Source organism: Halochromatium roseum, assembly GCF_016653315.1.
GTDB lineage: Bacteria > Pseudomonadota > Gammaproteobacteria > Chromatiales > Chromatiaceae > Lamprobacter > Lamprobacter roseus.
In genome coordinates, this window is record NZ_NHSH01000062.1 from 36,739 (window position 1) to 62,514 (window position 25,776).

Annotated in this window: 20 protein-coding genes; 13 read left to right on the top strand and 7 right to left on the bottom strand. The window is 61.3% G+C overall.

Going from position 1 to position 25,776, the window contains the following annotated elements; translation table 11 throughout:
- Positions 1 to 178 precede the first annotated feature (178 nt).
- From gltB to CCR96_RS15515, 11 genes are all read left to right on the top strand, one after another.
- Positions 179 to 4,858 carry a glutamate synthase large subunit gene (gene gltB, locus CCR96_RS15465; protein ID WP_201221020.1) on the top strand — a complete coding sequence of 1,560 codons (4,680 nt, stop codon included), beginning with the start codon at positions 179 to 181 and terminating at the stop codon, positions 4,856 to 4,858.
- Entirely contained in the window at positions 4,851 to 6,317 is a 1,467-nt protein-coding gene (locus tag CCR96_RS15470; protein WP_201221021.1) for a glutamate synthase subunit beta, read from the top strand. The genes gltB and CCR96_RS15470 overlap by 8 nt, the downstream gene beginning before the upstream one ends.
- 19 nt (positions 6,318 to 6,336) lie before the next feature.
- Positions 6,337 to 6,879 carry an ATP-dependent protease subunit HslV gene (hslV, locus tag CCR96_RS15475; RefSeq protein WP_201221022.1) on the top strand — a complete coding sequence of 181 codons (543 nt, stop codon included), beginning with the start codon at positions 6,337 to 6,339 and terminating at the stop codon, positions 6,877 to 6,879.
- A gap of 136 nt (positions 6,880 to 7,015) precedes the next feature.
- Positions 7,016 to 8,353 carry an ATP-dependent protease ATPase subunit HslU gene (gene hslU, locus CCR96_RS15480; protein ID WP_201221023.1) on the top strand — a complete coding sequence of 446 codons (1,338 nt, stop codon included), beginning with the start codon at positions 7,016 to 7,018 and terminating at the stop codon, positions 8,351 to 8,353.
- Between the two features lie 840 nt (positions 8,354 to 9,193).
- A complete protein-coding gene (locus tag CCR96_RS15485; protein WP_274601132.1) occupies positions 9,194 to 9,766 on the top strand; it encodes a GspH/FimT family pseudopilin in 573 nt (190 codons plus the stop codon).
- A complete protein-coding gene (pilV, locus tag CCR96_RS15490) occupies positions 9,738 to 10,217 on the top strand; it encodes a type IV pilus modification protein PilV (protein ID WP_201221024.1) in 480 nt (159 codons plus the stop codon). Before CCR96_RS15485 ends, pilV begins: the two co-directional genes overlap by 29 nt.
- Complete coding sequence (locus tag CCR96_RS15495; protein WP_274601133.1) at positions 10,214 to 11,296, top strand: PilW family protein; 1,083 nt, start codon at positions 10,214 to 10,216, stop codon at positions 11,294 to 11,296. The genes pilV and CCR96_RS15495 overlap by 4 nt, the downstream gene beginning before the upstream one ends.
- A 48-nt stretch (positions 11,297 to 11,344) precedes the next feature.
- Complete coding sequence (locus CCR96_RS15500) at positions 11,345 to 11,863, top strand: pilus assembly PilX family protein (protein WP_201221025.1); 519 nt, start codon at positions 11,345 to 11,347, stop codon at positions 11,861 to 11,863.
- Between the two features lie 38 nt (positions 11,864 to 11,901).
- The gene (locus CCR96_RS15505; RefSeq protein ID WP_201221026.1) at positions 11,902 to 15,528 is read left to right on the top strand and encodes a pilus assembly protein; all 3,627 of its coding nucleotides are present in this window, start codon (positions 11,902 to 11,904) and stop codon (positions 15,526 to 15,528) included.
- 9 nt (positions 15,529 to 15,537) lie between these two features.
- On the top strand, positions 15,538 to 15,978 hold the full coding sequence (locus CCR96_RS15510) for a type IV pilin protein (RefSeq protein WP_242519124.1): 441 nt from the start codon (positions 15,538 to 15,540) through the stop codon (positions 15,976 to 15,978).
- 124 nt (positions 15,979 to 16,102) lie between these two features.
- Positions 16,103 to 16,465 (top strand): gamma-butyrobetaine hydroxylase family protein, encoded by a 363-nt coding sequence (locus CCR96_RS15515; protein WP_201221027.1) that lies wholly within the window; start codon positions 16,103 to 16,105, stop codon positions 16,463 to 16,465.
- A gap of 42 nt (positions 16,466 to 16,507) precedes the next feature.
- On the opposite strand, the gene ubiB is transcribed toward CCR96_RS15515, so the two are convergent.
- The 7 genes from ubiB to CCR96_RS15550 form a co-directional block, all read right to left on the bottom strand.
- Positions 16,508 to 18,178 (bottom strand): ubiquinone biosynthesis regulatory protein kinase UbiB, encoded by a 1,671-nt coding sequence (ubiB, locus tag CCR96_RS15520; protein WP_201221028.1) that lies wholly within the window; start codon positions 18,176 to 18,178, stop codon positions 16,508 to 16,510.
- Positions 18,179 to 18,309: 131 nt separating this feature from the next.
- Positions 18,310 to 18,999, bottom strand: a complete 690-nt coding sequence (locus tag CCR96_RS15525) for an SCP2 sterol-binding domain-containing protein (RefSeq protein WP_201221029.1) — start codon at positions 18,997 to 18,999, stop codon at positions 18,310 to 18,312.
- Positions 18,996 to 19,745 (bottom strand): bifunctional demethylmenaquinone methyltransferase/2-methoxy-6-polyprenyl-1,4-benzoquinol methylase UbiE, encoded by a 750-nt coding sequence (gene ubiE / locus CCR96_RS15530; protein ID WP_200245436.1) that lies wholly within the window; start codon positions 19,743 to 19,745, stop codon positions 18,996 to 18,998. The genes CCR96_RS15525 and ubiE overlap by 4 nt, the downstream gene beginning before the upstream one ends.
- A 75-nt stretch (positions 19,746 to 19,820) precedes the next feature.
- Complete coding sequence (locus tag CCR96_RS15535) at positions 19,821 to 20,474, bottom strand: SPOR domain-containing protein (RefSeq protein ID WP_201221030.1); 654 nt, start codon at positions 20,472 to 20,474, stop codon at positions 19,821 to 19,823.
- Between the two features lie 39 nt (positions 20,475 to 20,513).
- A complete protein-coding gene (argS, locus tag CCR96_RS15540; RefSeq protein ID WP_201221031.1) occupies positions 20,514 to 22,331 on the bottom strand; it encodes an arginine--tRNA ligase in 1,818 nt (605 codons plus the stop codon).
- A gap of 379 nt (positions 22,332 to 22,710) precedes the next feature.
- Complete coding sequence (gene arfB / locus CCR96_RS15545; protein ID WP_201221032.1) at positions 22,711 to 23,139, bottom strand: alternative ribosome rescue aminoacyl-tRNA hydrolase ArfB; 429 nt, start codon at positions 23,137 to 23,139, stop codon at positions 22,711 to 22,713.
- Positions 23,140 to 23,155: 16 nt separating this feature from the next.
- A complete protein-coding gene (locus CCR96_RS15550) occupies positions 23,156 to 23,962 on the bottom strand; it encodes a Uma2 family endonuclease (protein ID WP_201221033.1) in 807 nt (268 codons plus the stop codon).
- 311 nt (positions 23,963 to 24,273) lie between these two features.
- On the opposite strand from CCR96_RS15550, the gene brxF reads away from it, so the two are divergent.
- A complete protein-coding gene (gene brxF / locus CCR96_RS15555) occupies positions 24,274 to 24,864 on the top strand; it encodes a BREX-3 system P-loop-containing protein BrxF (RefSeq protein ID WP_242519125.1) in 591 nt (196 codons plus the stop codon).
- 59 nt (positions 24,865 to 24,923) lie between these two features.
- A partial coding sequence (locus CCR96_RS15560) for a DUF6079 family protein (RefSeq protein WP_242519126.1) occupies positions 24,924 to 25,776 on the top strand: 853 nt, incomplete at its 3' end.

A 25,776-nucleotide genomic window follows, 5' to 3' on the forward strand; every position in this document is an offset into this window, starting at 1 on the left:
TGCTTGACGTCAAAGGCGCTGCGAGCTCATCGCCATCGGTTGGCTCCGCGATGCCGCGGCGTCAGCCACGACCCACGCGTAAAACCACTTTAATCCAAACCGGAACTTCCCCGACTGTTCGAGGCACTGAGGGGACGTCTTTTTGACCGTAATGTACCCGGTTTAGGGAGGTCCGCTGATGAACCTTCGCGCCTATCCAGCCGCCCAGGGCCTGTACGACCCCGCGCACGAGCGTGACTCCTGCGGTGTTGGCTTCGTTTGCCATATCAAGAATGAGAAGAGCCATCGCATCGTTGAGCAAGGCCTCGAGATCCTCGAGCGGCTGACCCATCGCGGTGCGGTCGGCGCTGATCCCAAGGCCGGTGATGGCGCCGGCATCTTGGTCCAGATGCCCGACAGTTTCTTCCGTTCCGTGGTCGATTTTGAACTGCCAGCGCTCGGGCATTACGGCGTTGGCATGGTCTTCTTACCGAAAGACGAGGCCGCGCGCGCTGAGATGCAAGCGACGGTTGAGCGTCACCTCTCCGAAGGTGGCCAGAGGGTGCTCGGCTGGCGTGATGTGCCGACTGACAATCGTGAACTCGGCGAGAGCGTGCTGCCGACCGAGCCGGTGGTGCGCCAGGTCTTCGTCGCCTGCGGAGAGAACTGCCCCGATCAGGATGCCTTCGAGCGCCGCCTGTTCGTGGTGCGCAAGCGCATGGACAACGAGATCCGTGCCCATGGCTACGACAAGACGGCCTACTACGTCGCCTCGATGTCGTCGCGGACCATCAACTACAAGGGCATGCTGCTCGCCGGTCAGGTCGGCAATTACTACCTCGATCTGCGCGACCAGCGCTTCGAGTCGGCGCTGGCGCTGGTGCATCAGCGCTTCTCGACCAACACCTTCCCGACCTGGGATCTGGCGCAGCCGTTCCGGATGATCTGCCACAACGGCGAGATCAATACCCTGCGCGGCAATGTCAACTGGATGGCGGCACGTCGGCACACCATGCGCTCGGAGATCCTCGGCGATGATCTCGACTCCATCTGGCCATTGATCCCCGAAGGCCAGTCGGATTCAGCCTGCTTCGACAACGCGCTTGAGCTGCTGGTGATGGGTGGCTATTCGCTGGCGCAGGCGATGATGATCCTGATCCCAGAGGCCTGGTCCGGCAATAAGCTGATGGACGAGAGGCGCCGTGCCTTCTACGAGTTCCATGCCGCGCTGATGGAGCCCTGGGACGGCCCGGCCGCGATCGCCTTTACCGACGGCCGTCAGATCGGCGCTACGCTCGACCGCAATGGCCTGCGTCCAGCGCGCTACCTGGTGACCAATGATGATCTGGTCGTCATGGGCTCCGAGATGGGCGTGCTCGACATCGATGATGCGCGCATCGTCAAGAAGTGGCGCCTGCAGCCAGGGCGGATGTTCCTGATCGATCTTGAGCAGGGCCGCATCATCGACGATGCCGAGGTCAAGGCCGAGCTGGCCGGCGCCAAGCCCTATCAAGAATGGCTCGATCGCACCCAGATCCATCTCGACTCGCTGCCGACCGATGTCGCGCCGATGGCGCCGGAAGCGAGCGTCCTGCTCGATGCCCAGCAGGCCTTCGGCTACACCCAGGAAGACGTGAAATTCCTGCTCACGCCAATGGTCGCGACGGGTCAGGAGGCCATCGGCTCGATGGGCGCAGATAACCCGCCGTCGGTGCTGTCATCGCGCTCCAAGCATTTGTCGACCTACTTCAAGCAGAACTTCGCCCAGGTCACCAACCCGGCTATCGACCCGATCCGCGAGGAGCTAGTGATGTCGCTGGTGTCGCTGATCGGCCCGCGTCCGAATCTGCTCGGTCTCAATGAGGCTGGCCAGCATTGGCGTCTCGAGGTCGATCAGCCGGTGCTGACCAACGAAGATCTGGAGCGCATCCGCCACATCCAGGACAATTCCGGCGGCGCCTTCCGTACCAAGAATCTGCACATGGTCTACCCGGCCGTTGAGGGTGCCGATGGCATGGCGCCGGCGCTGGAACGGCTCTGCCAAGAGGCTGAGGCAGCGGTGCATGAGGGGCACAACATCCTGATCCTCTCGGACCGCAATACCAACGCCGACTTCATCCCGATTCCGGCCTTGCTGGCGACCTCGGCGGTTCATCATCACCTCATCCGTCAGGGCCTGCGCACCAGCTCCGGGCTGGTGGTCGAGACCGGTGGTGCGCTCGAGGTGCATCACTTCGCGACCCTGGCTGGCTATGGCGCCGAGGCGATCAATCCCTATCTGGCCTTCGATACCATCCAGTCGTTGTTGTCACGGCTGCGCACCGAGGGTGCTGGCGAGCTGAGCTTTGAAGAGGCCCAGGGCCGCTACATCAAGGCGGTTGGCAAAGGCCTGAAGAAGGTGATGTCGAAGATGGGCATCAGTACCTTCCAGAGTTATTGTGGCGCACAGATCTTCGATGCGGTGGGACTCAACCGTGAGTTCATCGCGAAGTATTTCACGGGCACCCCGAGCATGGTCGAAGGCGTTGGTCTGGCCGAGGTGGCACGCGAGGCGGTGCTCTGGCATTCGCGTGGCTATGGGAATGAGCAGATCCTGCGCAAGCACCTGGATGTCGGCGGTGATTACGCCTTCCGGCTGCGTGGCGAGGACCATGTCTGGACGCCAGAGACCATCGCCAAGCTGCAGCACGCGACCCGCGCCAATGATGCCAGCACCTACGCTGAATATTCCCGCCTGATCAACGAGCAGAATGAACATCTGCTGACCTTCCGCGGTCTGATGGACCTGAAGTGGGCCGATGAGCCAATCCCAATCGATGAGGTCGAGCCGGCCAAGGAGATTGTGAAGCGCTTCGCGACCGGCGCCATGTCGTTCGGCTCGATCAGCTATGAGGCGCATTCGACCCTGGCCAAGGCGATGAACGCGATCGGCGGTAAGTCGAACACCGGCGAGGGTGGCGAGGAGGCCGAGCGCTTCACGCCGCTGTCCGACGGCTCGATGAATCCGGAGCGCTCGGCGATCAAGCAGGTGGCTTCCGGGCGCTTTGGGGTTACCATCGAGTACCTGGTCAACGCCGATGACATCCAGATCAAGGTTGCGCAAGGTGCCAAGCCCGGTGAGGGAGGACAGCTGCCGGGGCATAAGGTCAATGCGCAGATCGCCCGAGTGCGCCACTCGACGCCGGGCGTCGGCCTGATCTCGCCGCCGCCGCACCATGATATCTACTCGATCGAGGACCTGGCGCAGCTGATCCATGATCTGAAGAACGCCAATCCGAAGGCGCGGATCTCGGTCAAGCTGGTCTCGGAGATCGGCGTTGGTACCGTGGCCGCAGGCGTCTCCAAGGCGCATGCGGATCATGTGACCATCGCCGGCTATGATGGCGGTACCGGCGCGAGTCCGCTGACCTCGATCAAGCACGCTGGCTCGCCCTGGGAAATCGGCCTTGCTGAGACCCATCAGACGTTAGTACTGAATCGGCTGCGCGGGCGCATCGCGGTGCAGGTCGATGGTGGCATGCGCACCGGGCGCGATGTCGTCATCGGTGCGCTGCTCGGTGCCGATGAGTTCGGCTTCGCCACGGCGCCGCTGATCGTCGAAGGCTGCATCATGATGCGCAAGTGCCATCTGAACACCTGCCCAGTCGGCGTAGCGACACAAGATCCGGAGCTGCGCAAGAAGTTCACCGGCAAGCCGGAGCATGTGATCAACTTCTTCTTCTTCATCGCCGAGGAGATGCGCCAGTACATGGCGCGACTCGGCTTCCGCACCGTCAACGAGATGGTCGGTCAGATGGATCGGCTCGAGATGCGGCGTGCGATCGAGCATTGGAAGGCGAAGGGCTTGGACTTCTCGCGCATCCTGACCAAGCCCAAGGTCGGCCCGGAGGTCGCCCTCTATAACGCCGAGAGCCAGGATCATGGACTGGATAAGGCGCTGGATCACAGGTTGATCGAGCAGGCACGTCCCGCGCTCGAGAACCGCGAGCCGGTGCGCATCGAGACCGAGGTGAAGAACTTCAACCGCACGGTGGGCACCTTGCTCTCGGGGCGCGTCGCCGAGCGCTACGGTCTTGCTGGGCTGCCGGACGATACCATCTACATCAAGGCGCAGGGGATTGGCGGTCAGTCGTTCGGCGCCTGGCTGGCGCAGGGCGTGACCATCGAACTGGCCGGTGAGGCCAACGACTACGTCGGCAAGGGCCTCTCCGGCGGGCGCATCATCATCTACCCGCCAGAGCATGCGAGTATTGATCGCGCTGAAGACAACATCATCGTCGGCAATACGGTGCTCTATGGCGCGATCAAGGGCGAGGTCTATTTCCGCGGTGTCGCTGGCGAGCGCTTCTGTGTGCGCAACTCGGGTGCGACCGCGGTGGTCGAGGGTGTGGGCGATCATGGCTGCGAATACATGACCGGCGGTGTCATGGTCTGCCTGGGGCCAACGGGTCGGAATTTCGCCGCTGGGATGTCTGGTGGTGTCGCTTATGTCTTAGATGAAAAGGGTAATTTTGCCGATCATTGCAATCAGGCGATGGTCGAGCTGGAGCCGATCGCGGCCGAGGATGCAGCGCTTGAGGCATTGGATCATCAGGGCGGGGATCTCGAGACCCACGGCTTTGTCGATCTCAGCCACGATATGACCCGCTACGATGCGCTGCGCCTGCGTCAGCTCATCGAGCGTCATCTGCACTACACCAATTCAGCCGTCGCGCGGCGCATCCTTGATGATTGGTCCGAGATGCTCGGCCGCTTCGTCAAGGTGATGCCGATCGATTACAAGCGGGCGCTCGAGCAGATGCAATCGAGCAAGAGTCGGCCACCGAGCCCGTCGCGGCCGCACCCGTCCAAGCTCAGAGAGGTTGTCGAAAATGGGTAAGCCAACCGGATTCATGGAGTATGAGCGCATCGAGCTGGCCTATCAGCCGGCCTCCGATCGCGTCGTCCACTACAACGAGTTTGTCAAGCCAATGACCGATGCCGAGATCGGTATCCAGGGCGCGCGCTGCATGGACTGCGGCATTCCGTATTGCCATCAGGGCTGCCCGGTCAACAACATCATTCCGGATTGGAACGATCTGGTCTATCAGCAGGACTGGGAATCGGCGATCGAGGTCTTGCACTCGACTAATAATTTCCCCGAGTTCACCGGACGCATCTGCCCGGCGCCTTGTGAGGCGAGCTGTACGCTGAACATCGACGACCAGCCGGTGGCGATCAAGGCGATCGAGCGCGCGATTGCCGATAAGGCCTGGGAGCAGGGTTGGGTCAAGCCACAGGTGCCGACCCATCGCACTGGCAAGCGCATCGCCGTGGTGGGCTCGGGTCCAGCTGGCCTGGCCTGTGCCCAGCAGCTCGCCCGTGCCGGCCATACGGTCTCGCTGTACGAAAAAGAGGACCGCATCGGCGGCCTACTGCGCTACGGCATCCCAGACTTCAAGCTGGCCAAGACCATGATCGACCGGCGCATGAGCCAGATGCGCGCCGAGGGCGTCGAGTTCCATACCCACTGCCACATCGGCGTCGACCTGCCGATTGCCACGCTGATGGAGGACTACGATGCGGTCGTCCTCTCCGGTGGCTCGGAGAAGCCGCGTGATCTCGATGTCCCCGGGCGTAGCTTCAACGGCATCCATTTCGCGATGGACTTCCTGCGCGCCAACTCCAAACGCGTTCAAGGCGTGTACGTTCCGGATGAGGATTTCATCAGCGCCCACGATCAGCATGTGATCGTGATTGGCGGCGGCGACACGGGCTCCGATTGCATTGGCACCTCCAATCGTCACGGTGCCATGTCGGTCACCCAGATCGAGATCCTCGACAAGCCGCCGGAGAAGGAAGACAAGGGGTTGACCTGGCCTAACTGGCCGAACAAGCTGCGCACCTCGACCTCGCAGGAGGAAGGTTGTGAGCGGCTGTGGAATGTGCTTACCAAGTCATTCGAGTCCGATGCTGACGGCAACGTCACGGCCTTGAACTATGTTCTAGTGCGCTGGGACAAGGATGAAAACGGGCGTTGGCAGATGTCAGAGGTTGAAGGCTCCGAGGCTCAGCTCAAGGCCGATCTGGTCCTGCTCGCAATGGGCTTCGTGCACCCGGTGCACGAAGGGATGCTCGAGGAGCTACAGGAGGCGAAAGGCCTGGAGCTTGATTCCCGCGGTAACGTTAAAGGCAGTACCGAGGGCGCCAAGGCCTACTTCACCAATGTCGATGGCGTTTTTGCCGCTGGTGATATGCGGCGGGGTCAGTCGTTGGTGGTCTGGGCGATCCGCGAGGGCCGGCAGTGCGCGCGCGCCGTTGATGAATGGCTGATGGGGCGATCCGATCTCCCACGCTGAGATTGACCCAGGAGACACTATGGAACCACTGAAGGGGACAACCATCCTGTCGGTACGCCGCGGGCGCAATGTCGTGATCGGCGGTGATGGGCAGGTGTCGCTTGGCAATACCGTTGTCAAGGGCAACGCGCGCAAGGTGCGCCGGCTCTACAAGGATCGCGTGCTTGCCGGTTTTGCCGGTGCCACGGCGGATGCGTTCACCCTATTCGAACGTTTCGAGGCCAAGCTCGAGCGCCATCAGGGCCATCTCACCCGCTCGGCGGTCGAACTGGCGAAGGACTGGCGCACCGATCGCATGCTGCGGCGACTGGAGGCGATGCTCTGTGTCGCTGATCATGAGGCCTCGCTCATCATCTCGGGCACCGGCGATGTGCTTGAGCCCGAATACAATCTGATGGCGATTGGCTCTGGTGGCTCGTTCGCGGCCTCGGCGGCGCGCGCGCTGTTGGAGAATACCGAACTCGGCGCGCGTGAAATCGTTGAGCGCTCGCTTGGGATTGCCGCCGACATCTGTATCTATACGAATCGCAACCTCGTGCTCGAGGAACTTGCCGACGATTAGCGCGGCGGGCTAGCCGTGGCGCCCGCGGAGGGCTCTTGGGCTGCCGCGGTCATCGGCCAGCTAGCCTACCGAATTGACCCATCTCGCCGCGTGGCACGCCTAGCTGTCGCCGGCATCTTCTTGATCGACCTCGCTTATGTCCGACACCACCACACCGAAACGCATCGTTGCCGAGCTTGATAAGCACATCGTCGGTCAGGACCAGGCCAAGCGCGCGGTGGCGATCGCGCTGCGCAACCGTTGGCGTCGGGCCCAGATCCCGGAGCCGATGCGCTCGGAGATCACGCCGAAGAATATCCTGATGATCGGCCCCACCGGCGTCGGCAAGACCGAGATCGCGCGCCGGCTGGCGCGGCTGGCGAATGCGCCTTTCATCAAGGTCGAGGCGACCAAGTTCACCGAGGTCGGTTACGTCGGGCGCGATGTCGAGTCGATCATCCGTGACCTCGCCGACATGGCGATCAAGATGGAGCGTGAGCAACAGATGCTCGGCAACCGCGAGCGCGCCGAGACCGCCGCTGAGGAGCGTATCCTCGACGCGTTGCTGCCGCCACCCTCAGACTTTGATGAAGACAGCCGCGGTCGTGGTGCCACGTCCGGCACGCGCGAGAAGTTCCGCCAGAAGTTGCAGGCCGGCGAGCTTGACGAGCGCGAGATCGAGATCGAGGTGAGCCTGGCGCCACTCGGCGTCGAGATCATGGCGCCGCCCGGCATGGAGGACATGACCAATCAGCTGCAGGGGCTGTTCAAGAACCTCGGCTCAAACCGCTCTAAGCGTCGCAAGCTGCGCATCAGAGAGGCGCGTAAGGTGCTGCTCGATGAAGAGGCCGCCAAGCTGATCAACGAGGAAGAGATGAAGCTCAAGGCGATGGACAATGTCGAGCAGAACGGCATCGTCTTCCTGGATGAGATCGACAAGGTCACCCGCCGCGCCGAGCAGAGCGGTGGTGCTGATGTCTCCCGCGAAGGCGTGCAGCGCGATCTGCTGCCCTTGGTTGAGGGCAGTACCGTCTCGACCAAGCACGGCATGGTGAAGACCGACCACATCCTGTTCATTGCCTCGGGTGCCTTCCATCTAGCCAAGCCCTCGGATCTGGTGCCTGAGCTACAGGGCCGACTGCCGATCCGGGTTGAACTTCAGGCGCTGACCTCGGATGATTTCATCCGCATCCTGACCGAGCCTGATGAATCGCTCACCGATCAATATGCAGCGCTGCTGGCGACCGAAGGCGTGACAATTAATTTTAGCGAAGACGGGATTCGACGCATCGCCGAGATCGCCTACCAGGTCAATGAGCGCACCGAGAACATCGGTGCCCGTCGCCTGCATACGGTGATGGAGCGCTTGCTTGAGGATGTCTCCTTCAACGCCACCGAGATGGACCGAGTGACCGTTACCATCGACGCGAACTACGTCGATAAGAGTCTCGGCGAGCTAGCTGCGGACGAGGACCTGTCACAGTACATCCTCTAGGCTATGATCTCCGGGCGGCTTGCCGAGCGTTATGACCGCTCTGCTGACTGATATCTATCGCCGATCAGTTGTCGTCGGCTGTTCCATACCGCTCCGGGTCGGGCAGCGACGACCTAGGACGCCGTGAGTCCGTCTTTGGTGGCTTGTCGACGGCATCTATGCCGTCGACAAGCCCACCGCTACCCGACGCTAGGCTAGGCGCTGCCATCGACTGACGCGTTCTGGGTATAGCGCCACAGCTCCCGGCTCGATCTGGGTCACCGATCGCCCGCGGGCAATCACCTTCAGCCGTCGATAGCGACAACAGCACGTTGTTACGCTGTTGTGTCAGACCGGTTGGCTCGCGATCCTCTTCGAGCCGCGGCTCGGCCGACGCCTTCAGGGTACCAACGCTGCTGACCGAATCCCAACTTGGAGGCCAGCCTCAACGACGCGCTGCTCGATTTGCCGCGCGTTCCTCAAATACCCCTGAGTGGGCTAGGTGGCTGCGCAGTCTGCCACTGGCCAATGATTTCGAGGGATTGGAGTACCTTGACAATCACCGGAGCGGCGTTGTGTGGTTGGTGTCGATATCAAACTATTGCGCTAGATCGATGCTCTAGGCCACCCGAGTAGATGCCCGAGGTGGGCGTGGACGCCTCACGATGCTCCTGACATCCTGCCATAGACCTGACTCGGCCTTAAACTGTGACCGCTATCTCAGAAGAGCGTTGAACGCTGGTGAGTTGGTCAGATTTGAGATCAGTTTCACTGCGCTAAGCTGGTCTTTCGCCTAACTTCTCGGAAAACGTCATATCGCTTGGTCTGAATTGACAAGCGTCGAAAAGCGGAACCGATCTCATGATTTGCTGCCAGCGTCAGCCCATATCGGCGGCTCATTCACGCCAACAGGGTTTCAATCTCCTAGAGTTGATGATGACGCTTTCAGTGGCGACTATCCTGTTGACCATTGGGGTGCCATCGTTGCAGGCGACGATCCAGAATGGTCGTGCAGCGACGCAAATCAACGACCTACTAGCCTCCATCCGCCTTGCCCGGAGCGAGTCGGTGAAAACAGGACGGCGCGTCGTGCTTTGCAAAAGCGACGATGAAGCATCCTGTACAACCTCCGGTGGCTACGATCAAGGCTGGCTGGTCTTCGTCGATCTCGATCAGGATGCGACCCTGGATCCTGTAGAGCCTGTCCTGCGAGTCCAGGGTCCCTTGAGTGGTGACCAGGTCCTCTCGGGCACGAGCGGGGTCGATAACTATATCGCCTTCACGTCTGACGGGTTTGCCCGCCTGATCGATGGCTCGATGCAGAGCGGCACACTCACGCTCGATCTCTGTCTCCCAGGACGCGGCAAGCGCGCTATTGTGATCAAACCGACGGGGAGAACTGGCGTTGAAACAGTCGAAGCCAGCTGTTCTTAGCAGAACTGCATCTCATTGCTCGTCTCAGCGCGGTTTTTCGATCGTGGAAGTGCTGGTCTCGGCGACTATTCTTTCAATTGGGCTGCTGGGGCTCGCGGGCTTGCAAGCAACCTCGCTGGGCTTCAATACCAGCGCACTACATCGCTCCAAGGCAACCTATCTCGCCTACGACATCGCCGATCGCATGCGTGCCAACCGGGCAGCGGCCTTGGGTGGAGCCTACGATGGTCAGGCACTCGCCGAATCACCACCCGCATGCGCTGAGGCCACGCCCACTGGAACCCTCGCTCAGCGCGATCTGCTGGCCTGGACCACGAGTCTCGCCTGCCAGCTTCCGCAAGGGACGGGTGCAATCGAGCGCACCGACGCGATCGTGACCGTCACTGTCCAGTGGGACGACAGCCGTGGTCAGGAGCCGCCCCAACAGTTTCTCATGGAAGCCGAGTTATGAGTGGGTCGGTCAGCGCTTCTAGGCAGGAAGGGCTGACCATGGTGGAGCTCTTGGTTGCCATGGTACTGGGCCTGTTCCTGATGGCGGGAACGCTTCAGCTGTTCCTGGGGAGCAACCGTCTCTACCGATTTCAGGAGGGGCTGTCATCGGTTCAAGAGAACGCGCGTGCGGTCAGTGAATTCATAGCTCGGGACATTCGGATGGGAGGGTTCACTGGTTGTCATCGGAGTGTGCCGGTAGCGAATGTGCTGAATGACCCAAGTGCGCGCTGGTGGACAGACTTTGCTTCCGGAGCCGTCATCGGTTACGAGGGCAATGAGGCCTTTCCAGGTCAAGCATTCGGTTCCGATATCGGTGATCGGGTTGCCGGGACCGATGCCCTCGTACTCCTCGGAGCCGGCCGTCAGGGTTACACGATTGTCCAGCATGTCGCGACAGCCGCGCAGTTCAAGATCAATCAGCTCCATCACCTGCAAGACGGGAGCATCGTGATGGTGTGTGACGCCCGGCAGGCTTCGATCTTGCAGCTTACCAACGTCAACACGAGCAACGTTACCCTCGTTCATAACACGGGTACCGAAACGCCAGGCAACTGTACCAAAGGGTTAGGTTCACCTGTCGAATGTACCGCAAATGGAACCCCTTACGAGTACGGTCCTGATTCCATCATGTTCGATTTCACGCCGATCGCTTACTACGTCGGAAACGGCGAAACTGGTCTCTCCTTATTCCGGGTCTCGCTCGAGCCGGGCAGTTCCACTCCGCAGGCATTTGAGCTCGTCGAGGAGGTCGAGGATATGCAATTGCATTACGGGATCGATAGCGATGCTGATGGCTGGGTCGATCCGGATTACCTGGATGCAAGTGCCGTAACCGATTGGGGTATGGTCCGCAGTGTGCGCGTCAACCTGCTTCTCGCGAGCCGCCAGGATCATTTGACGGAAGATCAGCCCTGGGTGGTCTTTCCCGCAGCGGATACCGGGGAGGCGAATAAGGCTGGCGCCGGTTTTCAGGCCGCTGATTGGCGTGTCTATCAATCGTTGTCGAAGACCGTCGCGCTGCGCAACCGGCTGCAGTGAGACTCCATGCACGTTCTGCAGCAGAACATTGGCGCGAGAAGGGGAGCGATGGGTGCACGCAGGCAGCGCGGGGTGGTGCTGGCCGTCTCGTTGATCCTGCTCACCGTGATGACCCTGTTGGGCGTTACCGCGATGACGGTCAACAGTCAGCATGAAAACATGGCAAGCAATACGCGTCAGCGCAACCTTGCCTTTCAGAGTGCCGAGGCCTGTATCCGCGAGGCAGAGGGCATCCTGGCGGGCGCCAGTCTCCCGGTCTTCGATGGATCGACAGTCGGGTATCGCCCCTCATTCGCCGCTGCCGGAGCAGGCGAGATGCTCGACTATTGTTGGAACGGATCAGAGGCCGATTGCGATGGTGCTGAATCGCTCGTGGGCCCGCAGCTTGTCGGTTTGGCTGAGCCCTGCCGCTTCGTGATCGAGGAACTGTTGATCACTGGGCTGCCTGCTGACGGTAGCGTCAAGCTCGCGCCCATCGACACGACCAGGCTCTATCGGGTCACGGCGCGTGGTGTTGGCGGTGTCGAGGATGCGGTCGCAATCGTCCAGACCCTTTACCGGAGATAACGAAGGTGCCGACACGAAAGAATTTGCGGATAGTGGCATTGGTCGCTGCCTGTTTCGCCGGTGTGCCGACGGGAAAGGTGGTGGAGGCGGTGGAGATCGCGCAGATACCGCTGCACTCGGGCATCCAGGTGGAGCCCAACATTATATTGATTGTTGACGACTCGGGAAGCATGGATTCGGAAGTGCTATTGCCGAGCAATGATGGTGCGTTATGGTGGAATACAAATGACAAGCGCTTTGTAGGGCGTGGCCAAGACGACAGCGAGGTATCCGGGGCCGTTAACTACAACAATGCCGGGTCCGCCGATGGCACCTGGAAAAAATATGTCTACCTCTTTCCCAATGGCACCAGCGAGGGGGCGCGGGTCTATTCGGATTCGGCGCATGACCACTATGCCGTCCCACCGATCGCGCCTTACGCCTTTGTGCGTTCTGCCGATTATAACGGCATGTACTACGACTATGACGAGACCTATGATCCCTGGTCATCGAGCGGCAGCGAGACCTTCTCCGATGCCGACCCCTCGGCGGCGCTGTCGGACCCCGTCAAGGGCGACGGGACGCTGGATCTGACCAGCGAGCAGAAGAGCGATTCAAGCAACTGGGTGTTCAAGATGCACGAGGGGATGGTGATCCCTTCTGACACCCACTACGACGATGGATCGGGCTGGTCGGATGCTCAATCTGATGTGACGCTGAACTCAAACAAGGATGTCGGCATTCGTTATTATCCCGCGACCTACTATGTCAAAGCCGAGGCCGGAACCTATAGCGTCAATGAGATGCACGGCTCTTGCGATCAGCCAAATCCGGCTCATTACCTGGCCTTCGTCGCGGCGCCGAGCACGTTTATAAGTGGCGATGTCGATGCGATCGCGCCCGATGGCGGCTGCCTCGTGCGATATGAGATCAAGGCTTCGACTACCTTCCCGAGCGGCCGAAGCTATGCAGAGGAGATACAAAACTTTGCGAACTGGTTCACCTATTATCGCAAGCGTCATTTGACTTTGCGCGGTAGCGGAGGACATGCCTTTGCCGATCTGGATTTTCTTCGTGCCGGTGGCTTTCGCATCAACAACCGATCGTTGCAGGGCATGTGGGAGTTTGCCGATGCGCAAGAGAAAGCGGGTTTTTTCGATTTTCTCTATGGTGCGGTCGGTAGTGGCGGAACCCCGAATCGCCACGCATTGGACTACGCAGGTGATCAGTTCGACAGTAACACCTCGGTGATCGAATACAGCTGCCAGAAGAACTTTGCGTTGTTGTTTACTGACGGATTTTCCAACCCGGATACGATCAGCGGCATCGGCAATGCCGATGGCTCGAAAGGACCGCCTTATGCGGATGTCTACAGCAGCACCATCGCCGATATCGCAATGCACTATTACGACAAAACGCTCCGGTCCGGCCTCGATAGTGGGGATGTGCCTGTTCCAGGACAATGCGGCGCGGATGCGGCGCCTGAGTGGCTCGATTGTAACGAACATCTGCACATGGTGACCTACGGCATCACGCTCGGCGCCACAGGTCAGATCTTCGGTGTGACCCATCAGGATATCGACGATGCCTACCTTGATCCTGGCCCGCCTGATTGGCAAGAGCCAAGCACTATGCGTCATCCGGTGCAGGTCGATGATCTCTACCATGCCACCATCAACAGCCGTGGCGAGATGATGACCGCCAACACAGCGGCAGACCTGCAGGAGACGATCAGCGATGCGGTCAACAGCATCCTGCTGCGTAGTGCCAGTTCCTCGGCCTCTGTCGCCTCGAACTCGACACGGATCAACGCGGATACCCTGATCTATCAGGCCAAGTTCAATACGGCGGACTGGAGCGGAAGGCTGCTTGCTTACAAGATCGAGAGCGACGGCTCAGTGAGCGATCCAGACGCCGATGCCAATATCGATGAACATGCGGTATGGGATACGGATCGCGCTGGCGCGATTCCTGATGCGAGCGTTCGTGATGTCTTCACCATCATCGATGGTGAACGCGTTGCATTCCGCTGGAGTAGTCTGGACGCTGATCAGCAGGCTGCATTGACCGCGCTGGATCTTGATGAGGCGGTCGTCAACTGGGTGCGGGGCGATCAGAGCGAGGAGTATCCGTCTGGGGCGCTCCGACAGCGCGACTATCTGCTCGGCGACATCGTCAACTCCAATCCTGCATTCGCCGGTGGGGCGGACTATGGATATCGTTCAACGACTTGTGGCGGCACCACTTACGCGACCTACCTGGCGACGAAGGCGGCCCGGACGAAGATGCTCTATGTCGGCGCCAACGATGGCATGTTGCACGCGTTTGATGCGGAAACAGGTGTTGAGCAATTCGCCTTCATCCCATCCGGACTGCTAGCGGAACTGCCCGCGCTGGCAGATCCTGGCTACAGCCATCGTTACTATGTCGATGGCTCGCCACAGCTCGCCGATGCCTGTATCGCAGGCTCTTGGCGGACGGTCTTGATCGGTAGCCTTGGGGCCGGTGGGCGCTCACTGTTCGCGCTCGATGTCAGTGATCCGGATCAGTTCGATGCCAACGATATCCTATGGGAGTTTTCGGATAGCACGCTTGGGTATCCGGTCAATCAATTCATTCATCTGTCCGTCGGTTTGCTGACCAGCGGAGATTGGGGTGTGATCCTGGGGAACGGCTATGGCAGTGATGATGGAGCCGCGGTGCTCTTGGTCATCGACCTTGAGGACGGATCACTGTTGACGGCGATCGAGACCGAGGTAGGCGACCCATCCGACCCTAATGGCTTGGCGGGTCCGGTCCTGGTCCCCAATACGGATCGCGAGGTCGAGACCGTTTACGCCGGTGATTTGCATGGCAACCTTTGGAAATTCGATCTTTCCAGTAATCCCAATCAATGGGGGAGCGCGTTCAAGTCGGGTAATGATCCTGAGCCGTTGTTTCAGGCCAGCTATCCCTCCGGCGGGGAGGATCTGCGGCAACCGATTACTGCGCCGCCAGAGGTCGTCGCGCATCCAGACGGGGGCTATCTCGTACTCTTCGGGACCGGACAGTATTTCGAGGTCGGCGATAACGCCTCGACCGAGGTACAGAGCCTGTACGGCATCTGGGACGATGATGATCCCGTTGTGCGCTCCGAGCTGACCCAACAGGCGATCCTTGCCGAGATCAGCGAGAATGGGCGTAATTGGCGTATTACATCCGAGTACCCGTTGAGCTGGGCGCTGAGCAAAGGCTGGTTCCTCGACCTGATCTCACCGACTGCTGGTGCCGAGGGCGAGCGCATTGTGAGTCCCTCCTTGGTTCGTCATGGCCGCGTCATCTTCACCTCGGTGGTACCATCACTGGAGCCATGCGAGGCTGGCGGGACGAGTTGGATCACGGAACTGGATATGCTCACCGGGGCGCAGATGGGGACGCCGGTCTTCGATGTTGACCGAAACGGCAGCATCGACATGAGCGATGTGATTGACGAGATTGCGCTGGATATCGATGGCGACGGCTATCTCGAAACAAGTTCACCTCCTGCGTCAGTCGAGTCGGAGGTTGGCATCATCAATACCCCCGCGGTGATTTCTGCGGGAGTTGTTGAGCACAAATACACGGCGGGTTCGACAGGCGGTTTGATGCCCGTGTTAGAGGCCGGCGATGCGACCGCGGGGCGTCAATCCTGGCGACAGCTACAATAGGTTGCAGCGTTGAGATCTCTGAGATTCCGTGCCTTCACCTTGATCGAGCTGATGATCACGGTGGCGATCGTCGGTATCCTGGCTGCGGTCTCCTACCCGTCTTACCGGGACACTGTGATCAAGGCTCGGCGCGCCGACGCGAAGGCAGTGCTCACGGAAGGCGCGCAATGGATGCACCGCTTCTACACCGAGCATGCCCGCTACGATGAGGATGGTGCAGGAAATGCGGTGGCACTGCCCGTTTCCTTGGCTGCCGCGCCGAAGGAAGGGAGTACCAAGTACTACTCGATTGCACTCGATCCCAAGCCGACGCGGACGTCTTTCAGGCTGAAGGCGACCCCCAACAGCAATGGTGGCCAGGACGACGACACCTGCGGTGCCTTGACGCTGAGCAATACCGGCGCGAAAGGGGTATCAGGTGAGGGTGCTAGCGTCGAGCGTTGTTGGTGAGTACGCTGACTCAGCTCAGCGATGGCAGGTTATACGGCGCGGCTTGCTCGATATCGGCGTCTGAATCCCCACCTTTGTGCGCAAGCCGCGTTTCGTGGTTACGATTCAAAGCCGAGGAGTTTTCATGCCCACCCCAACCGAATTCAATCTGCACCGTAGCTCGCGTGTGCTGGAGATCAGCTTCGATGACGGCAAGCACTTCACCATGCCGGTGGAGTTCTTGCGCGTCTACTCACCCTCAGCAGAGGTCCAAGGCCATGGGCCTGGCCAGCGTGTTCTGCAGCTCGGCAAAGAGGAGGTGAACATCGATCGCATCGAGCCGGTCGGCAACTATGCCGTTTGCCTGTTCTTCGACGATGAGCACAACACCGGGATCTACTCCTGGGAATACCTCTACAAGCTTGGTGAAAACCAAGAAGAACTCTGGAAGACCTATCTCGATGAGCTGGAGAAGGCTGGCCACAAGCGCAAGGTCAGACCCTCCTAAGGTGCGGGGCGCCGGCAAATGCCGCGCCCTGTATCGAGATCGCTATTCGGCTTTGGTCGGCGCAATCAGGTTGCGCCAGAGGATGATCAGGCTCGTGAGCAGCAGCAGGGAAGCGGCGATGGGTGCGAGCAGCGGGATGGCTGCGGTGGCGGCAGGCGGGGTCAGGATCAGCGCCGTTGCCAGACCCGCGAGCGCGATCGCGGACAGTGACGCGGTGGTTCGGCCATGGTTAGTGCGGATCTGCGTGGTCAGCCGGTTCAGGCCCTGACTGCCGCCTGCTGGATAGAGTGCCGCCTGATGCTCGAGCTGATCGATGATGCGGGTGACCGCCACTGGCAGATCGGGTAAGCGCTCCGCCAATGCTGGCCAGTTATGCCACAGGCGTTGTGCCAGCATGCGCGGGCCGATCTGCTCGCGCATCCAGCGTTCCATGAACGGCTTGGCGGTGGTCCAGAGGTCGAGCTGTGGGTAGAGCTGGCGGCCGAGACCCTCGATGTTGAGCAGGGTCTTTTCCAGCAGCACCAGCTGTGGCTGGATCTCCATATCGAAGCGCCGCGCGGTCTGGAACAGGTTGACCAGGAAGCCGCCGAACGAGATCTCCGACAGCGGCTTCTCAAAGATCGGCTCGCAGACGGTGCGGATCGCGGACTCAAATTCCTCGACCCGGGTGCCGCGTGGCACCCAGCCCGATTCCACATGGAGTTCGGCAACGCGCCGATAATCACGCCGGAAGAAGGCGAGCAGGTTCTCGGCGAGATAGCGCTGATCCTCCTTGGTCAGGCTGCCGACGATGCCGAAATCGACCGAGATATAGCGCCCGGAGGGTTCGACGAAGATATTCCCCGGGTGCATGTCGGCGTGGAAGAAGTTGTCGCGGAAGACCTGGGTGAAGAAGATCTCAACCCCGCGGGTGCCAAGCAGACGCATGCTGATGCCCTGCGCCTTGAGCTGCTCCACCTGCGACACCGGGGTGCCGTAGATGCGCTCCATCACCATCACCGTCGGCCGCGTCCAGTCCCAGAACACCTCGGGGATGTAGAGCATCTGGCTGTGCTTGAAATTGCGCCTGAGCTGTGAGGCGTTGGCCGCCTCGCGCTGTAGGTTAAGCTCGTCGAAGATGGTCTTCTCGTACTCGCGCACCACCTCGACCGGCCGCAGCCGTCGGCCATCAGGCCAATAGCGCTGCGCGAGCTGGGCGAAGGTCAGCATCAGGTCGACATCGCGCCGGATGATCTGCGCGATATCCGGCCGCAACACCTTGACGATGACCGCTTGGCCGTTCTTCAGGCGTCCGGTATGGACCTGCGCGATTGAGGCGCTGGCAAGCGGTTGCTCCTGGAACTCATCGAGCACAGTCTCGATTGGCACGCCCCAGGCCTTCTCGATCAGCCGCCGCGCCTCGGGACCGGGGAAGGGCGGGACGCGGTCTTGCAGCAGCGCCAGCTCGACTGCCAGGTCCTCCGGCAGCAGATCGACGCGGGTCGAGAGCAGCTGACCGAACTTGATGAAGATCGGTCCCAGCTCTTCGAGCGCGCGGCGCACCCGTACCGGATAGGCCGGCAGGTCGCGCCGATACCAGTGCCAGGGCGCCAGATAGAGGAAGAAGCGCAGCGGCCGAAACAGCTTGGTCGCGACGATCACCTCGTCGAGGCCATGCTTGAGCAACACGAGATTGATGTGGAGGAGTCGCAGCGACTGCGAGAGACGAAACATGAGCGGTTCGGTGGCTCCGGGCTGTCCTAAACGTGTCTGCAGCTGCGCGGTTCAAGCCGTCTCGCATCGACGGCCTCCCGACTCGATGGGCCCCGCGGGACAATGAGCGGGAAGCAGACGCTGGATGGCTGCTAGGTGGGATCGGTCCCTGTACTTTGGCTCTGCAGGCGAGCGAGCCGCTCAACGCGGGCCTCGAGGCGCTCGACGTCGTCACGCAAGCGGTCAATCCCGTCGAGGAAGTCTCGCACCTCGGTCTCGCTGGGCAAGAAACGGCCTTCCTCGATCAGAGACTCGCGCACGTCGGTCTGCAGGCTGTGGCGGCTGCGCTCAGCCCAGCGGCTTGCGGCGCGCGCCTGATTGCCAAGCTGGTGCGCGATGTTGTCGCCAACGAGGGCGGCGAGCTGTTCTTCCCAATCGATGTCCAGTCCCTTGCAGACGTCGCCGATCGTCTGCGCAAGACCGTTATCGCCATCGATCTGGACCGCGCCGCTGAAGACCTCGTCTTCGCGGTGTTGCGCTAGGGCCATACCTAGGAGTGCTGCCGGTGTGGCGCGCAGGATGCAGTCGGGCTCGGCGGCGTAGTCGCCGAACAAGCGCAGCGCGGCGGCTTCTGGAACCACGAACAGATGAATGCCGAACCCAAGCAGCTCGACCCGAAGCACTTGCCCCTGCACGCGGGCGAGCCTTGCGGCACCTTCAGGATCGAGCGCGAGAACCCGGTTGATCACCGCTTCCGCGGCAGCGAGGAGCGCTGACGGTGGCGTTAGGCCAGGCTCGCTCGTCTGGTCATGCTCGCCAGGGGGTTGCCAGTCGGTACTCACAGTTTGTAACCGCGATGGATGGCGACGATGCCGCCGGTCAGGTTGAAGTATTCGCAACGCTCCAGCCCGGCCTGCTCCATCATCGAGCGCAGCGTCTCTTGGTCCGGGTGCATGCGGATCGACTCGGCCAGGTAGCGATAGCTGTCGGCATCGCCGGCAACGAAACGACCCAGGGTTGGGAGGACCGAGAACGAGTAGACATCGTAGGCCTTGGCGAGGGGCTTGACGGTCGGATGCGAGAATTCGAGCACCAGTGCCCGCCCGCCGGGTCGCAGCACGCGGAACATCTCATCGAGCGCAAACTGTTTGTGGGTGACGTTGCGCAGGCCGAAGCCGATGGTGACGCAGTCGAAGCTGTCGTCGGCGAAGGGGATCTTCTCCGCGTTGATGAGCACATAGTCGAGGTTGCCGACGATGCCAGCATCGACGAGCCGAGTTCGGCCTTGCGCGAGCATCGCCTGGTTGATGTCGGACATGATCACGGCGCCCGAATCACCCACAATGCGGGAGAACTGCTCCGCGAGATCACCGGTTCCGGCTGCGAGGTCGAGTACACGCTGACCTCGGCGAACCCCCGCGAGTTCAATGGCGCGCCGTTTCCAGAGCCGATGGATGCCCATCGACATGAGGTCGTTCATCAGGTCGTAACGCGAGGCAACCGAGTCAAATACGGCGCGCACGCGATCGGCTTTTTCTTTCTCCGGCACCTTTTGGTAGCCGAAATGGGTGGTCTTATCGTCAGACATCGAGACTTTGGGCTGAGACTGCTATCGGTATGCGTCGAGTTTACACCTTGCGGCTCCGGCAAGGGCTGCGAGCTGTCAACGCGTGCGAATCATGATGCTCTCTTGGCCTTCGCTCTGGAGCTTGGCGCGCATCGCTTGGGCGGCGGATTTGTCGTAGGCCGCGGTGCGGACCCGGTGATAGGTCTGGCCATTGTCGATGGTCACGGTTTGGATACTGGTCTGAATCCCCTTCAGGGCCATCTGCGCCTTGAGTCGCTCTGCATCGGCGGTGTTGCGGAATGAGGCGAGCTGCAGCAGGTAGTCACCACTGCCGCCGCTCGGAGCAGCGTTGGCGGTCGAATTGGGCGCAGGGCTAGGCGCAACGGGGCTGGGCGCTGGTGTTGCGGCAGCGGTCTTGACTGGCTGTGGCGTCGGCTCGGCACCCGGTGCTTGAGGTTTAGCCGGTGGCAAAGCAATCGGCTCGGCGGCCTCCTCGGTCGGCACCACCACCTCCTCGGCCGGCAGCATACTGAAGAAGTCGAATTGGCGCTCTTGCGGTGGGGTTGCTGGTGGGCGCGTGGTTGCCTCTTCATTGATGGCGCCAGGTGCAGCCGGCTCATGGATCATCCAGGCATAGCCGACGCCGAAGGCACCGAGGACGCCGCCGAGCAAAAACCAGAAGGCACAGGTACCACGGCGGGCTCCGCGACGGCGCGGCGCTGGGGCTGGACGGCGGTAGTCTTTGGTCATCTTGATCCCGGTTTTCTCTGTTCGGTCACATCTATTCGGTCACATTTGATCTGGGGCCGAAACACCGATGAGCGTTAACCCATTTCTCAACACCTGGCGGGTAGCGAGGATGAGCTTGATGCGCGCATCTCGGAGCGCATCATTATCGACCAAGAACTGATGGGCGTTGTAGTACGTATGTAGGTCATTGGCCAATGCGCGCAGATAGGTCGTGAGCAGATGAGGCTCATGGCCAAGAGCCGCGGATTCGAGCACCTCTGGGTAACGCGACAGCGTCTTCATCAGCGCGAGTTCATGCGGCTCGCTGAGCTGATTGAGATTGTTGATGCCGCTGCTGGGCTCGACCAGGATGCCCCGATCGGCGGCCTGACGCAGCACGCTCTGGACGCGCGCATGTGCATATTGGCAGTAGTAGACCGGATTGTCAGCGGACTGGCTCTTCGCTAAGTCGAGGTCGAAGTCCATGTGCTGCTCGCAGCGGCGCATCACATAGAAGAAGCGGGCGGCATCGCGGCCGACCTCTTTGCGCAGCTGACGTAGGGTGACGAACTCGCCTGAGCGGGTCGACATTTGTACCTTGTGGCCGCTGCGGTAGAGCACCGCGAACTGCACCAGCAGCACGTCGAGCCGCTCGGCCTCGTCGCCGAGTGCGCTCAGCGCCGCCTTCACGCGCGGCACATAGCCATGATGATCGGCGCCCCAGACATCGATCACGCGCTCGAAGCCGCGCTCGAGCTTGTCCATGTGATAGGCGATATCGGAGGCGAAATAGGTGGTCTGGCCATTCTCGCGCACCAGTACACGGTCCTTCTCGTCGCCGAAGACGCTGGAGCGGAACCAGAGCGCGCCGGCCTGCTCATAGACGTGGCCGCCCTCGCGCAGGCGCTCGATCGCCCGGTGGACAGCGCCACTCTCGGTGAGCGTGCGCTCGGAATACCACTCCTGGTAGCTGGCGCCGAACTCGGCGAGATCCTGGCGGATATCGTCGAGGATGGTATTCAGCCCCAGCTCGAAGACGTACCGATAACGGTTGTCGCCGAGCAGGCGCTTGCTGTTGGCGATCAGCGCGTCGATGTGATCCTCTTTATTGCCGAGCGGGGCATCGGGCAGCGGCTGACCCTTGGCGTCCAATTCGTCGGCGGCCGCGGCGTCTTCCGGAATGGCGGCGAAGACCTGGTCGACCGAGATCCGATAGTCGTCACCGTGCTCGCGATGCAGTGAGGCCGCAATATCCCAGACGTAATCGCCGCGATAGCCGTTGGCGGGGAAGCGCAGGCTCTCCCCACAGAGCTCCAGGTAGCGCAGCCAGACTGAGGTGCAGAGGATGTCCATCTGGCGACCGGCATCGTTGACGTAGTATTCGCGGTGCACGTCGTAACCGACCGCAGCCAGGAGATCGGCAACGACCGCGCCATAGGCTGCGCCACGGCCATGCCCGACGTGCAAAGGGCCAGTCGGGTTGGCGGAGACGAACTCAATCTGAATGCGCTTGCCGGCGCCGATCTGCGAACGGCCGAAGGCAGGGCCTTGGGCAATGATCTCAGCAACCTGCGCATGGAAGGCATTGGCAGCAAGATGAAAATTGATGAAGCCGGGGCCAGCGATCTCGACACGGTCGATCAACGTCGATGCTGGCAGCGCGGCGACGATGCGCTCGGCCAGCTCGCGCGGCTTGGTACGGGCGAGCTTGGCCAACACCATTGCCGCATTGGTGGCGAAGTCGCCGTGAGTTTCATCACGGGTGCGCTCGATCTGCGGCTCCGGCAAGCCATCATCAAAGGCGAGCGGATCGAGGACAGCTTGGGCGACGAGCTGATCGAGCGCAGTGCGCACCAACCCTTGGATCTGTTGCTTCATGGAATCTTGTCTTGCACAAAGGGGTTTTAGGCGTTACCGCTGCGGTCAAACAGCTCAAACTGGCTTGCCGGCACTCTAGCAGATCACCCACCGGGGTCTGAATGTCGACCGCGTAAAGAGTAGGTTATCCGGGCCCTCGGGCAGCCTCAGGGACTCACCGATATCGCACGTCGCCACCCTCGGCGAGGAAGCGCTTGTTTTACCGAAAGCCCCAGGCGGCCGGGATCTTTGGACTGCAATCTGCGATGTCATCAAGGCAGGCAATCGGATGCTGTCGTCGGTGAGCTGGGCGCGCGCCTGCGCCGGCAACAACTGAATGTCACAAGGATACGGAAACGGCGGTTGGCTCGCTAGATGCTTGTGCCAGCTGCGAGCAGGATCAGGATCGATCGGCGTCTGAGACAGGCCTGCGCATCGATTTGATCCGTCCACGCCGAACCTTCTCATCCAGGCGACGGCGCTTTGCGGCGCGGGTTGGCTTAGTGGGGGTGCGCGGCTTTTGCACGATGCTGGCGCGCGCGATCAGCGCGGCGAGCCTGGCACGGGCATCGTCGCGGTTGCGCTCGCGGGTGCGGAAACGATGGGCGTGAATGGTCAATACCCCATCGCGATCGATGCGTCGATCACCGCTGTTCAGCAGGCGCTCGCGAATCGCATCGGGTAACGATGGCGAAGCCCGGAGATCAAGACTGAGCTGCACCGCGGTTGCGAGCTTGTTGACGTTCTGTCCACCTGGCCCTGGCGAGCGCACGAAGCGCTCGTGCAGTTCCTGCTCGGGGATCTGGATGCTTGCGGTGATCTTGAGCATAAGGCTCAGGCTCAGGCTAGGCCTCGAACAAGTCGTCGAGCGTCTTCGCCCGCACGGCGCGACGCAGCCACTGCTTGAGCTGCGCCTGATCATGGCAGGCCGAGAGACGGGCGTGGGCCGCCTCGTCAAGGGTCAAGCCGCGATCAGTCAGTAGATCGACAATGGCCTCGACCAGACCTTGCTCGATGCCTTGCTCGATCCCCTGCTCGACACCCGCGTTCAGGCCCTCCGTGCGAATAGCCTCGATGCTCTCATAACCGGCGCGTTGCAACAGATTGCGCAGCATGACGCGATGGCTGGCATCGCGATCATAGAGCGCCTCGACCGGCACCGGGTTGCGCAGTAGGCCAGGGGCGCTGAGCAGCTCACCAGGGCCAAGGATCTGCACCGGCTGGTCGCGCCGGCGCACCTCGACGAGTCGTGGTCCAACCAGTCGCACCACCCAGACCTGTTGCGTGCCATGGGCCAGCAGTTCGGCGATCTTGGTCTCCTGTTCCTGGGCATCCTGACCGGGTCCGGCATATTCGACCGCCAGTGGCGGCACACCGGGAATCCAGCCGCGCTCATCGCCGTCCGGGGCGATGGCGATATCGGGCGCACACAGGGTGCCGGACTCCGGCGAGAAGCCAGCATCGACGCCCGCCCATTCCACATCCGGGTCGGTCTCCAAGGCGCCGCCACCAGCCAGGTTGCGACCGGCATGATCCCGCCCGGCAGGGGCGCAGTAGATCGGATGCCCCTGGCTCAACTCGTAGCGATCCCCTTCGCGCAACTGATCAGCGCGAAAGGGGCCTTGGGTGTTGGGGTGGAGGTTGTTCGACATCTTGGCGTCTCTGTTTGGGCGTCTCTCTTCGCGTCTCTCGCTTGTGTTGTTGCCATGGATGCGGCCATCCGTCTCCATCGATGCGTCCAATCATCCGATGCATCCACTCATCGCAGCCTCGTCGTTGCGCTTGAGCACCAAAGCAAGGCGAGGCGAGGCGAAGAGCCGACTATAACCCCAGAGCTTCAGGGCAAGCGATAGCACGGGCAATCAGTCGAGGCCTGCTGCTGTTCGGCAACCCGTGCTGGGAACGGCAACCCGTTCCAGCTCAGGCTCGCTTGGAGACTCCTCTGACCCAAGCAGGCGGACAGTTGGCGTATGATCCAGCGACCCATCGCCGCGACCAGGCTGATGAACAGGGAGTGGTCATGACCGGCTCCATCGACGACAGGTTACACCATGCGTTAGTGGCTGCTGCGGGTCTCTATCATCAGCTCGTGCTGTTGGTCGGCGAGACCGGCGCTGGCAAGACCGCCGCGCTCCGACGGATCGCTGCAAAGCGGGCGGTCCCGTTGATCAATCTGAATCTCGCGTTGTCCGCCCAATTGCTCGAGCTGACCCCAAAGCAAAGAGCCCTGCGGCTACCGCGCATCCTTGAGCAGACGCTGGATGATGCGCTGGTTCAGACCCTGAATCCAAACCAGCCCCAGCCCCAGCCCCAGCCACTCCTCATCCTCGATCACCTTGAGCTGCTGTTCGATCCGCGGCTGCGGCAAGATCCCCTACGGCTGCTGCAAAGGTTGTCCAGAAACCGACAGGTTCTGGCCTCATGGAACGGTTGTTACCAGGCGGGGCGGCTCGACTACGCCGCGCCTGGTCACCCCGAATACCGTCGCTACGACAGCGTCGAGACGCTCGTGGTCGGCATGGACGGCGGTGCAACGATCGACTCCGACCGCTGAATCGGCTATCTCAATCGTCTAAACTGAATCGCCAGTCTGCATCACCACAAGGAGCCAGCATGCGCTACGGAGATCTGATTCAATTCGACCCCATCGAAACGGTGGTCCAGTTGCGCGATGCGGACAAGTCCAGCGCCGCCGCCCAGCTCGTGCGCAGCTACGTCGTCTCCGACGAGATGGCCGAGCGCCTCGGTCAGCTCATCATTCCGCAACTGCAGTTCGACCAGCCCGCCGATAACAAAGCGGTCATGGTAGTCGGCAACTATGGCACCGGTAAGTCGCATCTGATGTCGGTGGTCTCCAGCCTGGCCGCCGACGCCAGTCTGGTCGATGCCGTGACCCATCCGACGGTGCGCGATGCAGCCGCACAGATCGCCGGGCGTTTCAAGGTCATCCGTACCGAGATCGGCGCCACCACCATGTCCCTGCGTGACATCCTGGTGGCCGAACTCGAAGAGCATCTCGAAACACTCGGCGTGGACTATGTGTTCCCCGAAGCCGGGACCATCAGCAGCCACAAAGGGGCCTTCGAGGACATGATGGCCAAGTTCGGCGAGGTCTTCCCCGAACAAGGTCTGCTGCTGGTGGTCGACGAGCTGCTCGACTACCTGCGCACCCGCAAGGACCAGGAGCTGATCCTCGACCTCAACTTCCTCCGCGAGGTCGGCGAGGTCTGCAAGGACCTGCGCTTCCGCTTCATGGCCGGTGTCCAGGAAGCCATCTTCGACAGCCCGCGCTTCGCCTTTGTCGCCGACAGTATCCGCCGGGTGAAGGACCGCTTCGAACAGATCCTCATTGCCCGCAGCGACGTCAAATTCGTCGTCGCCGAGCGTCTGCTCAAGAAGACCGCCGAGCAACAGGCCAGGATTCGCGACACTCTGATGCCTTTCGCCAAATACTACGGCGGACTCA

Coding starts and splice junctions, on each gene's coding strand:
- CCR96_RS15485 (WP_274601132.1), top strand. CDS start 9,194: ATGATTTGCTGCCAGCGTCAGCCCATATCGGCGGCTCATTCACGCCAA.
- arfB (WP_201221032.1), bottom strand. CDS start 23,139: ATGCTCAAGATCACCGCAAGCATCCAGATCCCCGAGCAGGAACTGCAC.
- argS (WP_201221031.1), bottom strand. CDS start 22,331: ATGAAGCAACAGATCCAAGGGTTGGTGCGCACTGCGCTCGATCAGCTC.
- CCR96_RS15500 (WP_201221025.1), top strand. CDS start 11,345: ATGGGTGCACGCAGGCAGCGCGGGGTGGTGCTGGCCGTCTCGTTGATC.
- CCR96_RS15470 (WP_201221021.1), top strand. CDS start 4,851: ATGGGTAAGCCAACCGGATTCATGGAGTATGAGCGCATCGAGCTGGCC.
- ubiB (WP_201221028.1), bottom strand. CDS start 18,178: ATGTTTCGTCTCTCGCAGTCGCTGCGACTCCTCCACATCAATCTCGTG.
- hslV (WP_201221022.1), top strand. CDS start 6,337: ATGGAACCACTGAAGGGGACAACCATCCTGTCGGTACGCCGCGGGCGC.
- gltB (WP_201221020.1), top strand. CDS start 179: ATGAACCTTCGCGCCTATCCAGCCGCCCAGGGCCTGTACGACCCCGCG.
- CCR96_RS15550 (WP_201221033.1), bottom strand. CDS start 23,962: ATGTCGAACAACCTCCACCCCAACACCCAAGGCCCCTTTCGCGCTGAT.
- ubiE (WP_200245436.1), bottom strand. CDS start 19,745: ATGTCTGACGATAAGACCACCCATTTCGGCTACCAAAAGGTGCCGGAG.
- CCR96_RS15495 (WP_274601133.1), top strand. CDS start 10,214: ATGAGTGGGTCGGTCAGCGCTTCTAGGCAGGAAGGGCTGACCATGGTG.
- CCR96_RS15535 (WP_201221030.1), bottom strand. CDS start 20,474: ATGACCAAAGACTACCGCCGTCCAGCCCCAGCGCCGCGCCGTCGCGGA.
- CCR96_RS15515 (WP_201221027.1), top strand. CDS start 16,103: ATGCCCACCCCAACCGAATTCAATCTGCACCGTAGCTCGCGTGTGCTG.
- hslU (WP_201221023.1), top strand. CDS start 7,016: ATGTCCGACACCACCACACCGAAACGCATCGTTGCCGAGCTTGATAAG.